General features: G+C 37.3%; 16 protein-coding genes. 3 read left to right on the plus strand and 13 right to left on the minus strand.

Annotation, left to right across the window (positions count from 1 at the left end; genetic code table 11):
* Window positions 1-8: 8 nt before the first annotated feature.
* Window positions 9-1,031, minus strand: a complete 1,023-nt coding sequence (locus NXG61_RS11385; protein WP_196604523.1) for a sulfate ABC transporter substrate-binding protein — start codon at window positions 1,029-1,031, stop codon at window positions 9-11.
* Window positions 1,032-1,325: 294 nt separating this feature from the next.
* On the opposite strand from NXG61_RS11385, the gene NXG61_RS11390 reads away from it, so the two are divergent.
* Window positions 1,326-2,900 carry an SWIM zinc finger family protein gene (locus NXG61_RS11390; protein WP_196604524.1) on the plus strand — a complete coding sequence of 525 codons (1,575 nt, stop codon included), beginning with the start codon at window positions 1,326-1,328 and terminating at the stop codon, window positions 2,898-2,900.
* A 168-nt stretch (window positions 2,901-3,068) separates the two neighbouring features.
* Here the strand turns inward: NXG61_RS11390 and NXG61_RS11395 are convergent, their stop codons facing one another.
* Together NXG61_RS11395 and NXG61_RS11400 are read right to left on the minus strand one after the other, a co-directional pair.
* Window positions 3,069-3,743: a Crp/Fnr family transcriptional regulator gene (locus NXG61_RS11395; protein ID WP_196604525.1), complete on the minus strand. Its 675-nt coding sequence runs from the start codon at window positions 3,741-3,743 to the stop codon at window positions 3,069-3,071.
* Between the two features lie 313 nt (window positions 3,744-4,056).
* Window positions 4,057-5,085: an IS6 family transposase gene (locus tag NXG61_RS11400; protein ID WP_307225425.1), complete on the minus strand. Its 1,029-nt coding sequence runs from the start codon at window positions 5,083-5,085 to the stop codon at window positions 4,057-4,059.
* Window positions 5,086-5,202: 117 nt separating this feature from the next.
* Between NXG61_RS11400 and NXG61_RS11405 the strand changes: the two genes are divergently transcribed.
* A complete protein-coding gene (locus tag NXG61_RS11405; protein ID WP_307225417.1) occupies window positions 5,203-5,853 on the plus strand; it encodes a hypothetical protein in 651 nt (216 codons plus the stop codon).
* 212 nt (window positions 5,854-6,065) lie between these two features.
* On the opposite strand, the gene NXG61_RS11410 is transcribed toward NXG61_RS11405, so the two are convergent.
* From NXG61_RS11410 to NXG61_RS11455, 10 genes are all read right to left on the minus strand, one after another.
* On the minus strand, window positions 6,066-6,518 hold the full coding sequence (locus NXG61_RS11410) for an NAD(P)H-dependent oxidoreductase (RefSeq protein WP_307225416.1): 453 nt from the start codon (window positions 6,516-6,518) through the stop codon (window positions 6,066-6,068).
* Window positions 6,499-6,711 (minus strand): flavodoxin family protein, encoded by a 213-nt coding sequence (locus tag NXG61_RS11415; protein ID WP_307225415.1) that lies wholly within the window; start codon window positions 6,709-6,711, stop codon window positions 6,499-6,501. The genes NXG61_RS11410 and NXG61_RS11415 overlap by 20 nt, the downstream gene beginning before the upstream one ends.
* Window positions 6,712-6,900: 189 nt before the next feature.
* Window positions 6,901-7,131 carry an alpha/beta hydrolase gene (locus NXG61_RS11420; RefSeq protein WP_307225414.1) on the minus strand — a complete coding sequence of 77 codons (231 nt, stop codon included), beginning with the start codon at window positions 7,129-7,131 and terminating at the stop codon, window positions 6,901-6,903.
* A 240-nt stretch (window positions 7,132-7,371) separates the two neighbouring features.
* Window positions 7,372-8,505, minus strand: a complete 1,134-nt coding sequence (locus tag NXG61_RS11425; protein ID WP_307225413.1) for an alpha/beta hydrolase — start codon at window positions 8,503-8,505, stop codon at window positions 7,372-7,374.
* 69 nt (window positions 8,506-8,574) lie between these two features.
* Window positions 8,575-8,805: a hypothetical protein gene (locus tag NXG61_RS11430; RefSeq protein ID WP_196604526.1), complete on the minus strand. Its 231-nt coding sequence runs from the start codon at window positions 8,803-8,805 to the stop codon at window positions 8,575-8,577.
* Window positions 8,806-8,826: 21 nt separating this feature from the next.
* Window positions 8,827-9,063, minus strand: coding sequence for a hypothetical protein (locus tag NXG61_RS11435; protein WP_307225412.1), 237 nt, complete (start codon window positions 9,061-9,063; stop codon window positions 8,827-8,829).
* A gap of 439 nt (window positions 9,064-9,502) precedes the next feature.
* Window positions 9,503-10,174 carry a DUF4405 domain-containing protein gene (locus NXG61_RS11440; protein WP_307225411.1) on the minus strand — a complete coding sequence of 224 codons (672 nt, stop codon included), beginning with the start codon at window positions 10,172-10,174 and terminating at the stop codon, window positions 9,503-9,505.
* A 16-nt stretch (window positions 10,175-10,190) separates the two neighbouring features.
* On the minus strand, window positions 10,191-10,382 hold the full coding sequence (locus NXG61_RS11445) for a hypothetical protein (RefSeq protein ID WP_307225410.1): 192 nt from the start codon (window positions 10,380-10,382) through the stop codon (window positions 10,191-10,193).
* 20 nt (window positions 10,383-10,402) lie between these two features.
* Window positions 10,403-11,635, minus strand: a complete 1,233-nt coding sequence (locus NXG61_RS11450) for an aldo/keto reductase (protein ID WP_307225409.1) — start codon at window positions 11,633-11,635, stop codon at window positions 10,403-10,405.
* A gap of 201 nt (window positions 11,636-11,836) precedes the next feature.
* On the minus strand, window positions 11,837-13,075 hold the full coding sequence (locus tag NXG61_RS11455; protein WP_432748931.1) for an MFS transporter: 1,239 nt from the start codon (window positions 13,073-13,075) through the stop codon (window positions 11,837-11,839).
* Window positions 13,076-13,251: 176 nt separating this feature from the next.
* Between NXG61_RS11455 and NXG61_RS11460 the strand changes: the two genes are divergently transcribed.
* Complete coding sequence (locus NXG61_RS11460) at window positions 13,252-14,145, plus strand: LysR family transcriptional regulator (RefSeq protein WP_307225407.1); 894 nt, start codon at window positions 13,252-13,254, stop codon at window positions 14,143-14,145.
* Window positions 14,146-14,428 lie beyond the last annotated feature (283 nt).

Consider the following 14,428-nt stretch of genomic DNA (forward strand, 5'->3'; position numbering starts at 1 on the left):
TATATTTATCAATTTTTCTGATAGATTTGGTCAAAAATGCCGCCATCCTTAAAATGGGTTTCGTGAACCTTATTCCAGCCACCAAATAAAGGATCATTGATATTCGCCAATTTTATATTCAAATCAAATTTATCGGCATATTGTTTTAAAATATTTTCATCTGTCGGTCTGTAAAAGTTTTCTGCGGCTACTTTCTGTGCTTCCGGTGAATAAAGATAATTCAAATATTCACTAGCCAACTTGCTTGTACCCCGTTCTTCGGCTATCTTGTCAACGACGGCGACGGAAGGCTGTGCCAAAATACTGATAGACGGAGAAACTATTTCAAATTCATCAGGATGTTCTTTTAAGGATAAGTAAGCTTCATTTTCCCATGCCAGCAGGACATCTCCCTGCCCATTTTCTACAAATGTCGTTGTCGCACCGCGAGCTCCCGAATCAAGGACAAGAACATTGGCAAATAACTTTTTCATATAATCCTTCATCTGGTCTTCATTGCTCTGATATTTTTCGTTGGCATATGCCCAAGCTGCAAGATAATTCCAGCGTGCACCGCCTGATGTTTTAGGATTTGGCGTGATGATGCCAACACCCGGCTGAATCAAATCATTCCAATCTCTTATATTTTTCGGATTTCCCTTGCGTACAAGAAATACTATAGTCGAAGTGTAAGGAGCACTGTCATGAGGAAACTTATTCTGCCAGCCTTTATTGATAAGTCCAGCATTTTCAATGGCAGTCACATCATATTCCAATGCCAGCGTTACAACATCCGCGTCATTGCCTTCAATTACTGAGCGAGCCTGTGCACCGGAACCGCCATGCGATTGAGTAATAGTGACATCCTGCCCGGTCTGTTCTTTCCAATGTTTTGCAAATAACTCATTGTAATTCTTATAAAGTTCACGGGTCGGATCATAAGATACATTTACAAGCTGATTTGATGATGCTGATTCATTGTCATTTTTACAGCCTGTTATAACCGATAATGCAATAAGTGCGACAGCAAATAAAATAATTTTTTTGTTCATAACACAGCCTCCTGTTTCAAAATAAAAAAGGTCAGAGAGACAATTGCAGAATCACAATCAACCCTCTGACCTTTAGTTTTCTAATTAGCCAGCAAAATATCGAATATTTTTGCACTGCATGCTTTGCCATAAGGCAATACTTCGTGCTTGCAATAATTATTATGAAATTTATAATAACACATCAAAATTATATCGTCAATAAATAAAATAAAAAGGTATATATATTTCTTACTGCGAAAAAGATATTATAGATAAAAAAAACCGTTTTTTATAATATTTTTGAAAGGGAAATATATGAATCTTAAAAATTTTGATAAGCAGATAGAACCAGTAATCTTAAAAAGAGGAAAAGCATATTATCTTGAGGGCCGTGTTCAATCCCTGACAGAAACGGAGAACAATTATTACACCGCTGTCGTAAAAGGAACCGATACTTACAGGGTTCATGCGCACATTGATCGTTCAATATATATAGAAAATATAACATGCGATTGTCCATATACATATGCTCCATACTGCAAGCATATCGCTGCCGTATTATATGCATTGAGAGACCGTCTGCAAACGGGACAAGAGGATAATAAATTTTTAGTTCCCGCACAGAATGACGCCCCTGTATCTGACAAATACGACGACAAAAAAACTTGGATAAATTTAATGAGAGAAAATATACGCGATGCCAAGGGAAGAGATAACTTCATAAAATGGAATGAATGCTTCTCCGCGCTTAAGGGGACTTATAAAGTCCTCGAACGTATCGAAATCGCTATTGATTGCAAGGACTTTCTTCTGGCTGCAGACCTCATTTTATCGGTAATAAATGAAATGCTGAAAATGACCCAATTTACGGATGATTCAGATGGCGGAATCACAGACATACTGGAAAATGCCAAAGCACTGCTGACGATTAATATTCAGTCCGTAAAGGATAAAAGAGAGCGTAAACTGTTATTTAATAAAATCCTGACCGAATCAAAAAAGAAAATATACGATGGCTGGCCGGATGAACGTATAGCATTGCTCAAATCCTGCATCGATCTTGCCGATTCTCCAAGACAGGGCCATACGGTGGAAACCAACTTATTCATGCAGACTTGCCAAAGTGAAGAACCAGATATATTCAATAAATACGTATATGAAAAAGAATTGCTCTTAAAATATCAACTGCTGCAAAAATTTGACATGAAAAATACTGATTCTTTTCTGAAAGAAAATAAAGCCTTCGCAGAAATCAGAGAAATTCTTTTCAATAAGCTCCTATGCGCAAAAAAATATGATGAAGCGGAAAGCTTGGTCCTGGAAGGAGAAAAAAGTGATGCAAAATTCCTCGGTCTTGTCATAAAATGGAAACAGCTGCGCTTTAAAATTTATGAAACTGAAAAAATTACTGCCAAAATGCGTTTACTCGCATACGAATTGTTGATTGAGTATGATTGTTTTGAATATTATTCTAAGCTGAAATTGCTGTATGCACAAAAAGAATGGCAGAAAAAATATGTGCAAATCATTGCTGAAATAGAAAAAAGAGGCTACGCGGGACAGACATATTGTCAAATAGTTATCCAGGAGAATGACTGGCAAAGTCTTTTGAAATATACAAAGCATTTTCCTTATAGAATAATTGATTATCACAAATATTTGCTGAAAATATACCCTCGGGAAGTCCATGCCATATTTATGGACTTTATCATGCAATCAGCCGCCAGCAGCATCGGACGAAGCGATTATAAAAAACTCTGCCGCTATTTACAAATGCTTTGCAAAGCAGACGGCAGAGACACTGCATCATTGATCAAAAAACAGCTTTCTCTGAAATACCCCAGACGAAAAGCGCTTTTAGAAGAACTGGAAAACTTATCATCTATATAAATAAATGGTAAGAAAAATAAACTGGGAGGCGGTAAGACTTAATTCGAATAAGAGCTCAGCTCGATATCTATCTTGAAGAACGTCTTTTGGACAGATATATTGACTTTTAGCATTTATACAAAACTTGAAGAATTCTCCTCCAGATAACAGAAATACAAATAGAAAAAACTATACCCCATACTTTACCTTTAAATCCTTAATCCAAAATACATTCTTTTCATAATTGATCAAGCCATCTTTTTTCATTTTACTTAACTCGTTAGACATTGCACTTCTATCAACGCACAGATAATCGGCCAATTGTTGACGATTAAAGTTAATTTTAAAGCAAAAACTTTTTTGTTCAGTAGCTTGGAAAGAGAGAAAAGAAATAATTCGTTGACGCAATGATCTTGACGTTGTGTGACTAATTTTTCTTTTAAGTTTAATATTTTCAGTACCTAGAGACAAAAACATATTACGAATAACTTTTGAATGATAGGCACAAATTGCATGACAAGGATACAGTAACTTCTCAGTATATAGAAATAAAATTGTACTTGTTTCAGCAGCTACTGCATTTGTAAATAATATTTCATCACTACAGGCATTATTTTCAGCAAACATCTGTCCTCTTGTAACACGATTGAGTATATTCTCATTTCCCCAAGCATCATTGTAGACAATATGCACACCACCTAATAAAACAATGCAAATAGTATCAATTTTATTTCCTGAATGATATATATACTCTCCCTTTTGATAGTTTTTTATTTTAGCTTGAGAACAACTTAATACATGTTCTGTTTCAACTGCTGTCAAGCCAATAAACAGCTCAGTTTTTGAAATAAAAGAAAAATCCATTAATATCACCTTTTTGTTGTCAAAACAACATTATTATTTTGACAATTTTATTATAATGAATTTTGTAAGTCAAGAAATAATTTTATAAAAAGCTTATTCTAATAGAGGAGACAGATATTCAATGATTGTTAATAAAAATACCGCCCTTAATGATATCTTGTAATTATAAAAAAATATATATTACACGCTTCAGCAGAAAAAAAGAATGAAGTGCTCGTTGCTTTATTTACAGAAAATCTTTTAGAAATAAAAGGCTTTGTTAAGTAAAAATGAAAAGATAGCTAATGTTTCTGTAGAAAAGCACTAAATTTTATCAACTTGCTAAAGAAAACAAGTTTTTCATATTGGGATTATAGTTAGCTCCGGCAACTTGAGCAGGAGTTAAATGATTAAGACCAGTATGAGGGCGCATGAAGTTGAAAAAGAAGACAAAAACAGAAATAGTAGCATTAGCAGAGTGAAAAGAATGAAAGCCACGTTTGGTTTTATACCAAGCCTTGAAACGGTTGTTAAAAGCTTCGATAAGATTGTTGCTAATATCGTCCTTAAAGCTCTCGACACGAATGTGTTTAGCATGAGGAAAGTAGCACTTAGTAGGAATCTTGTAGGCACTATAGCGATCGCTAACAATGGCATTGGGATTACCTAAAGGGGAAACATGCTGAAATAAAGCATGTGCCTGAGGAGAAGAACGATGTGGTGAAAGATGAAAACCAAGAACAAAGCGGGTTTCACTATCGATGATGAACCAGATGTAGTATTTCTTTCCAGCAATTTTAACCACTGTTTCGTCAGCATGCCATTCATCAGAATTGAAATTCATAGAAGGTATGAGCTTTAAAGAAATATTATCAAAAAGCGGAGCGAATTTTTTGCACCACTCAGCAACACTAACATGAGAAAGCTTGATGCTGTAGAGCTGATAAAGCATGAGAGAAATGTTACGAGTAGAGCTTTTGCCTATGAAAAAAAGAGTTAAAACAGTGATGATTAAATGAACTGGATGACGCATGCGTGATAAATTGGATTTACCAAAAAGTTTAGAAACAGAAGGTGGCAAAGTAGCAGTTGATTTTGGTTGAAAAAATGAATGATTACATTTTTTATCAGAGCAACGAAAGTTAGAATAATCACGATAATCGTGATGCAAGAAAGACGATTTTCCACACATAGGGCAAGGAGGATACTTTTTACCTCTGACACTGGGGAGAGCATCTGGTGCAAATTGATGTTTACAAGCAAGGCAGCGATATTTTTGATTACCGAATTTATCTTTGCCAAACTTATGGAAATGGTGATTATTGTTGCATTTAGGGCATACAATCGGTATAATTTTCTGCATGAGGCATCGTCCTTTCGATTGGTGTGTTTTCTAGCAGAAACATTGTACCATTGAAAGGTTCGGTGCCTCAATTTTCATTTAAGTTAACAAAACGAAATAAAATATAAGGAGAAAGTTATGATACACTACTTACCTGGATGCGATGTACAAAAAAATCATCCTAAAGCTATTTCAAAAATGAAGAATTATATGAAGACTAAAGAAATAATTATTGAACCTTGTTGCCGTGTAAAAAATAAATTTCTCAAATCTGGAGATACAATTATAAATAATTGTACTTTATGTAATCTTATTTTAACTGAAACACATCCAGACAATCAATGTTTTAGCTTATATGAATATGTTCTAAAGGATAAAAATTTTCCGTGGGTGAATCATCAAGGAAAAGAAATGACTGTACAGGATTGCTGGAGGACAAGAGATAATTTTACTTTACAAAGCGCTGTGCGGCAATGTCTTGATAATATGAATATTACAATTATTGAAACGAAAGAAAACTATAATAAAACGAGATTTTGCGGTGTATGGCTTAACAACGCTCCCACAAAGGACTGTGTAGAAGTTGCTCCTAATACTTTTCATGATATAATGAAAAATAATACACATATATTACCTTTTGAAGAACAAGCAAAACGTATGAAAAAATGGGTATATCAATATAAGACAGAGCAAATTTTAGTATATTGTAATGGATGTGAAAAGGGGATTAAACTGGGAGATGGACAACCTGTCCATATGATAGAATTATTAGCTGAGGGATTTCATTAGAACCCTTTTGGTACTTACTTGAAACCGTTGTGGTATAGTGAAGTCCTAGCGTCTTGGTTTAATAGAATATAATAAATCTTATAAATATGAGAGGTAAAAAGCTGCCACAATATAAGTAGAACAGGTTCTTAAAAAAACAACGGCTACCATTTGTCCATCCCCAATAAGGATGCACCAAATGATAGCCGTTATTCAGCAAAGATTTCTTTACGTTATTTTCTTGTAAGGCGGACACCCATCTCAAATGCTTTCTGGCAATCAATCGGAAACTGCTCTGCTTTTACATGAGCTTTCCACTTTTCATCGAACATGTTAGCTTCATATTTGGAATAGTCATCAAATTGATATGTGTCGTTGCTGATAAGAATTTCGGAAGGACCTCCCAATAATTTTTCCAACCAAGATTTATAATGATTAAATAGCACCTTGTATCCAAATTCCTTCATGACATCAAAGGAAACATTCATTGTATAGACAACTCCAGATGAAAGCTTTCCCTTAAAGGTAGAGGGAGTTCCAGTGTTATAGGTCATATTTGAAAACAGCAGTCGTTCAAGAAATGATAGCATTTCCCCCGTAATGTTTGAAAAATAGATTGGTGTTCCCAATAGAAGTACATCACAACAAGTGACCTTATTCAAGACTTCAGTCAAATCGTCTTTCATTGCACAGTGCCCCCAGGGTACCGTCTTTTCTTTTACAAGCAAAACAACTTGTGCAACCTCTATATTTCAAGTCGTATAAGTGAATTAACTCCGTTTGTGCCCCGACGGAAGCTGCACCGTCCAACGCTCGCTGTAACAAAACCGCGGTATTCCACTTCTTCCTCGGGCTTCCATTCAAAGCAAGCACCTTCATAAAATATCCTTCTTTCCAATCATTCTTTAATTAGCAATGCTTATATTTGCGTTCTTATTGATTTTTATTCATAGGTCGATAGAAACCACCTTGCCCGACGAGTAGAAAAGATTAAGTTTTGGTATAAATTCTTTGAAATGATTTGTCTAACTTAATGATTAATTTCATCAATAGCTTTACAAGTACATTCTATTTCAGATATTTGTTGAAGAACTCTGTGAGTTTGTCGAACGGAATGAGATCTGTGCGATCGTAGAGATCAACATGTCCGGCATTTGGAATGAGATACAATTCTTTCGGTTCAGCGGCTTTTGCATAAGCATCCTCGCTGAATTCGAGCGAATGAGCTTCTGTACCAGCAATAAGAAGCAGCGGTCGCGGTGAAATTGTTTCGATATCATTGAAAGGATAAAAATTCATGAATTTTGTATTGCTGGTCAATGTTGGATGAGTCGTATGATTTTTGATATCACCAACAGATCCTCTGGAGGTACGGTAAAAATCATAGAACTCCTTCGCAATTGGCGATGTCGCTTCAGCAGCAGTATCCGGCGTACCGCTTACATATACCCGCTGACCGCCTGAGAATTCGATATCACGCTGATGGGACGCATCTTATCTAACTCAGGCGGCTGCTCCAGGGCTCTCCTTACAACTGTTTTATTTCAAATGCTCTTTAAAGAACTGTTCGAATTTATCAAAGGGGATTTTCTGGACATTATCATATAAATTTGTGTGGTTCGCACCGGGAACGATATATAACTCCTTATCCTTTGAACCTATTGCCTTATAGGCATCTTCGCTGAAATAACGGGAGTGAGCTTTTTCACCCGCCACAATCAGGGCAGGAGTACGCATTTCCCTGGCATATTCCATGATGGGCATATTGATGAAGGAAAGCGGCGTGGTATTCGCCCATGAACTGTTCGGATTGGAATTTACCGAACGCGGATGATAGCCGCGTTTTGTCCGATAGAAATCAGCATATTCAGCGATAAATTTCGGCGTTTCAGGCGTAATATCTTTTTCCGGGTCCAGATTATTGGCCGGGGCTAAGGCAACATAATCCTGTTTTGAGCTTTCCCAGCGGGCATTATTCAGCTGCTCTTTCATCTTGTAACGTGCATCTGCACTTTGCGGTGCCACACGATCATATTGTCCTTTGGGATCCATTTTGATTTCATACCCATTCGCCATCACACGGGTCATATTATACATCGTACTGGTAGCCACCGCTTTGACGCGGGTATCCTGGATGGCATCATTCAAGGCAAAGCCACCCCAGCCGCAGATACCCAAGATGCCAATCTCGTCACGGTTTACCATATCCAGGGATCCTAAATAGTCTACAGCGGCACTGAAATCCTCCGTGTTGATATCCGGCGAGGCTGTGTTGTGCGGGTAGCCTGAACTTTCACCTGTAAACGACGGATCAAAGGCAAGGGTCACAAAGCCGCGTTCCGCTAAGGTCTGCGCATACAGCCCACTGGACTGTTCTTTCACAGCGCCGAACGGGCCGCTTACGGCAATAGCCGCTAATTTGCCTTGTGCATTTTTGGGCGCATATAAATCCCCCGCCAGGGTGAACCCGTAACGGTTTTTGAACGTTACTTTACGGTGATCTACTTTATCAGATTGAGGAAATATTTTATCCCATTTCTGTTCCAGCTGAATGGTTTGACCCGGTACAGAAATAGATGTGGCATTTTCAGGTAAAGCAGCAAAAGCAGTTGTGGCGAGTGTCGCAACAAAAAGTGCCGCAATAGAAGTAGTTTGAATGACCTTTTTCAGCATAGTATTATCTCCTTCATCGTACTAAATTATATTCATACTTATTTATTTTTCAAATGAGTATCCAAAAAATCAACGATAACCTTTTCGACCTCCGGCTTCTTTCCTTGTCGGTTTTACGAGTGATAAAAAAGAGTTGCGAAGTTCATCGGTTTTTCCACTTTTGGGACGCTCAATGCTAATAATGTTGACGGTGGTGGTTGTTGCTGTGTTCTCAATATTTTGTGCATTGTCTTTTGCTTCTGAGGAAACGGAAATCAATTTCCCAAAATGCGCATCATTTTTCCCATCCAAATAAACCATCAGCTTTACTCACAAAATCCTTTAAGTAGGGCTTTTGAAAATATTATAAAATGTAACTTTTTGCCCATCTACATTGTTACTATTGTAAAAGTTGTCTGCGCCACGAAACATATCGCCTGCTGGCAGGCTCTTATTCGCTTCAATCTGAGGTTGTTCCACATGCAGTGCCGCCGAAGCAGTCCCAGCGCCACTGCTCACGATAGTAAGTGCAACTACCACCATAGCAGCTTTTGCTAATTTATGATTGAAAAACTTCATTTTCACAATCTCCTCTTTCTTTTGTTAATTATTCTTTATTTTATGATTTATTATAATGTAGTTACTTAACTATTTAAAATACTTAAAACGAATACTTTATAATGCTTAGAAAGCATCATTTTAACTCAAGTAACTCGTATTTCCGACTTCCCATGCCAATCATTTCGGCAGAATAAAATATAACTTAGAAACTCCTTCTGCCGGTTGACTAAATCACAGCTTGTCTAAGCCAACAGACATTTCATATTTTTCAAAATTCATCCCGCTGATAAGTACACAAAAAATAATTCCAACTGTTATCAATACCTTCTTTCTCATTATGAACCTTCATTATAATTCTCAATATCTGTTAATCTGAAGCCGTCATCTAATACATTCTCTATATTCATAAAAGCCTTTCCGAATTTATGTTGCACCATCTTAAAGTCTAAATTTACATTTACTTCAATTTAGGATTTTTCTTAGACAACAATGATACCGCATAATGAGTTATTCCTGCATAACATCCCAAGAGTGCTGAATAATCTAAAAAAAATTTTAGCGCAGATGGAGGCGGCCCCCATCCAAAACCATGTTCCATAACTATCATGGACCAAATATGATTAGCAAAAGATGCATAAAAACCATAAAGAATAATACCGACTGCTAAAATATTGCCCAAAATTGAACATTCTTTATGGAAACGCTCCATTCCAAGCCGATTTTGCAAGCGAACCCATAACATCTTCCAATGAAGACCCAAATGAATTCCTATAAAAATAAAGCACACATAAGAGCTGCTTTGATGAACTTCATGAAGCCAAAGTGTATTTGTTCCCCGCAGTGCAATAAATGGCACTATTGATTGTGAAATCAATAAACCAGACAGCATTGATATACAAAAACTGATGGCAAACAAAAAATTTATTATCGCTATCAATGCACGCTGAAAATCCTGTTTTCCTTTGAAAAAGGATGTATACCAATGCAGATTTAGGCTATTATGCCAAAGCACTAATAAAAAAAGTATTACACCCAAAACCTCATGCGGCTTATTACCAGTAAAACGATAATTCATCACCAACAGAAAGACAATTGTCATTCCGATATTTAAAATATTTCTTTTCAACATTTTGCTCCTAAAAAGATTAAATAATTTTCTTTACTTCATGGGCTTTTTGTAATATAGGGCTGGTATTAATCCCTGCTTCCTGCGTTAAACCTATATCTGTCAGAACTCCTTTAAGTTCAGTTTCTCCCAAATAGTCTCCATCAGACTTCAAGCCCATATAATTTATCATCGACAGCACATTCATAGAATCAGCTGCTGTAGCTGACAAATATATCCCATTAAAAATTTTTATTGTCCAAAATAATTTTCTATTTCCTGCAGGCGGTCTTCGATATTGACATGAAATGGACACCGTGGTTCACATTCGCCGCAACGCGCACAATCACGGGCTGTACGATTCAATTTAAAATAATGATCCTTTGCTAAGGCATCGCCGGATTTTGCAAGATCATAATATTTACTAACAGCCGCAATATCTATGCCATATGGACATGGCTGGCAATGGTCACAATATATGCATACACCTTCCATATCCTGTTTACTCGCCGCAAAAACAGCTGAATAATCGCGCTCCTCGCGTGACGTGTTGTAAAAAGCCAGCGCTGCGTTGATGTCAGACATATTCCGCACACCAGGTATGCAGGATATTACTGCAGGACGATCCAGGGCATACTGAATGCATTGTGCCGTTGTCATGGCTTTGCCAAAAGGTGAACTGCTATCCGACAAAAGCCGTCCGCCACCATAAACCTTCATGACCGTAATTACTGCGCCGCGTTTTTGTGCTTCCTCATAAAGATTCTTGCGATCAGCAGCCAGTTTCAACACACTATTCTCTGGTACGAAATCGTAAGCCGGATTTAGACTAAACATAAAGACATCAATCAAGCCTGTCTCAAGAAATTTTTTACTGATATCTACAGAATGCGAAGAAAACCCAATATAGCGGATGGTGCCATCCTTTTTTAATTTTTGTGCATAATCTAAAAGTCCATTATCTATAACTTTCTGAAAATCTTCTGCTGTATCAACATAATGGATCATCCCTATATCACTATAATCAGTACCAAATCCCTTAAGCTGCTGCTCAAAACCGCTCTGAACCTGCTTCATATCGCGCGTTCTTGTATATGTTTCATTTGGATAATAAACACCAATATGCATTTGCGTAAGCATTTTGTCACGTCGACCTTTGATCCCTGCAGCCATTGCCTCCGACGGGCCAAAATTTGACATTACAGTATCCATGAGATTAATGCCATGCTCTGCTGCATAGGCAATCATGCGTTCGATATTTTTTGCTGAAGATTCATGAAGCGCACTTGCCCCAATAGCAAGCGTACTGATTTTTTCTCCTGAATGTGGAATTTGCCTATATTCAACAGTTCCGCTGAATTCAAAAGCATCAGCCTCTTGTTTTTGCTCTTCTTTCGTTGTAAACGGATCTTCAAAATCGCAGCCGCCAAGCATCAGACCTATAGCACCTAGTCCCAGTCCTCGTATAAAGCTCCTTCTTCTCACTTATTCCATCTCCCAATATAAATAGAAACTCACTTAATACCTTATAAAGGCCACTTGCACATCGCCTTTTCCCACAGCCTCTTTCAATCCGTCAACGTCTGCAATATAATCTATCACATAAGCACTGCAAGAAGAATAATACCGAAAAGAGCTTTTTTCTTCATCAGTTTTACCTTTCTTTCATACAAACTCAAAATTCGTCTACAAGACAGTATTCTTTTTCTTTTTTTTCAGTATAATCCCTGGACTTGACTCCAATTCAAGTACTTTTTTCAAATTTAAACTATTTTTTTCTGTCAAACAGTTAATCTGAGCAAAAATTACTAATCCTGCAAGCGCAATAAAAGACAGTCCAACAAGAACAACATAAGGAGTGCCCCATTCTGCAATAAATACTCCACCGACGGCAGTTCCCAAAGTTGTCCCTAAATTTGCCGAAGTCAAAAAAACCCCATTAGCCAAATCTGGAGCCTCCGGTGCTGCATGAGAAATCCAATACTGCGTGGCATTTGCATTGATACCACCTAAAAGGCCCCAGAGAATCGTTAGTATTATCATTGGTATCAGGAACTGCCCTCCCAGAAATAACAAACTATACATGCCAAACAAAGCAATTATAAAAAAACGAACCGTATGCAAAGCGTTACGGGTAAGCAATTCCCCTGCCAGCATGCTGCCAAAAATATTCATCGCGCCATAAACGAATAGCATTACACTCGTTGTCGATAAAGACACCGCTGTAACATGCCCCAAATACTCTGCCAGATAATTAAATACACCAAAGACAGCTCCATTCATAAGAATGACCGCTAAAATTGATATCAGCAGCATCGGTTTTTTCAATACACTGATCTGTGATCCATAGGATAACCGCTGTTTCACCGGCATTGAAGGAACAAAAATCAGTGTCACCAAAAATACAAAAACGTTAATAAATGCAAAAAAACTTAATGCCATTTTCAAAGAAAATGCTCCTGCAATAAAATTACTGATTGGCACACCGATAACCATTCCAGCAGACACGCCAATCACAATCTTCGTTACAGCTTTCGGTGCCAACTCCGGTTTCACAGATGCCGCTGCTACGCTAAAGGCCAAAGAACAGTATATTGGATGAAAAAAGGCCGGGATGACTCTAGCAATTAATAAAATTGTAAAATTTGGTGCGAAAATTGATACAATATTTCCCAAAATAAAAATACCTAAAACCATCAACATAACCAATTTTCTATTAATACCGGAAAACAGCAGGGGCATTGTCGGACCGGCAATTGCAACTCCCAGCGCGAACAAACTCACGAGAGTTCCAGCCTCCATGATACTGACATCAAACTGCGAAGCAATAAATGGCAAGACACCGACAAACCCCATCTCCGTATTTAGGATACCAAATACACCAACCGCCAAAATATAAACTAACATATTATTTTTTTTTAACATAACACTCCCCATTCCGCAAACAATTAAAAAAATTTCAAGCTCCTTCGTCTATATATCTCCTTATGTTTTATTATAGAATCGCTCTGGTATGATAACAAATGCCTATATTAAATGATAATTTATGCTTCAAAAGCATTATTTTAAATGTTATACTACAAATAAAACAGGTGTTAATCATGGAATTTAGAGTTTTATCCTATTTTTTAACCGTTGCTAAGGAAGAAAATATCTCCAAGGCTGCCGAGGCCCTCCATATTACTCAACCGACGTTATCCCGTCAACTTTCTGAACTTGAAGAAGAATTGGGCGTGCAGCTGCTTAACCGTGGCAAACGAAAAACTACTCTCACAGATGCAGGGCTTCTGCTACGTAAACGTGCTGAAGAAATCACCTCATTGACAGAGAAAACAAAACGGGAATTTCGCCAGTCAGATGCAATAGTTAATGGTGACATATACATTGGCTGCGGTGAAACGAACGCTATGCGTCGTATGGCCCTGACCGCTAAAAAGCTCCAGACTGATTACCCGCATATACGCTATCACCTATTCAGCGCAAAAGCGGATGATGTAACCGAACGGTTAGATAAAGGATTACTTGATTTTGGCCTGCTCATTGAACCAGCCAACATCCGAAAATATCATTCTTTCGAACTACCAGATACTGATTTTTGGGGACTGCTGATGCGCAGGGATTCTTCGTTGTGCTGCAAGACACGAATTACTCCACACGATCTCTGGGATATTCCATTGCTGATTTCTCAACAATCACTGGATACCCATGAACTTTACCATTGGCTGCAAAAAGAACAAGGGGAACTAAATATTATTTCCACTTACAACTTGATTTTCAATGCTTCACTCATGGTAGAAGCTGGACTTGGTTATGCGTTATGTTTGGATAAACTGGTCCATACCGGACCAGATAGTTTATTACGTTTCCGCCCGCTACAACCGCAGCTTCCTGCACATGTTTATTTGATCTGGAAAAAACAACAACTTTTCTCCAAAGCAGCCGCATTATTTCTCGATAAACTGAAAGAACAAATTGATATACATTTAAGAAATTGATTACCATTTTTTCGATTATATAACCCAGCTACCAGAATTTCATGAACACTCGAGTAACCAATTTATTATATTGTTGATTTGAAGATTTCATTAATGCATTATTGTCAAGATTTTTATCGTAATATACTATCCATTTTTAACTGAATAACATTTCACAGAAAAATTAATATCTATTTAACATAAAGGTCCAATGTCTGTTATTTCGAAACAGGCATTGGACCTTTATTATAGAATGATATTTCTTAAATATGGCACGAATAAAAAATCAGCTTTAGCAAAGCAC

Source organism: Pectinatus haikarae (assembly GCF_050916305.1).
GTDB classification, from domain to species: Bacteria; Bacillota; Negativicutes; order Selenomonadales; family Selenomonadaceae; genus Pectinatus; species Pectinatus haikarae.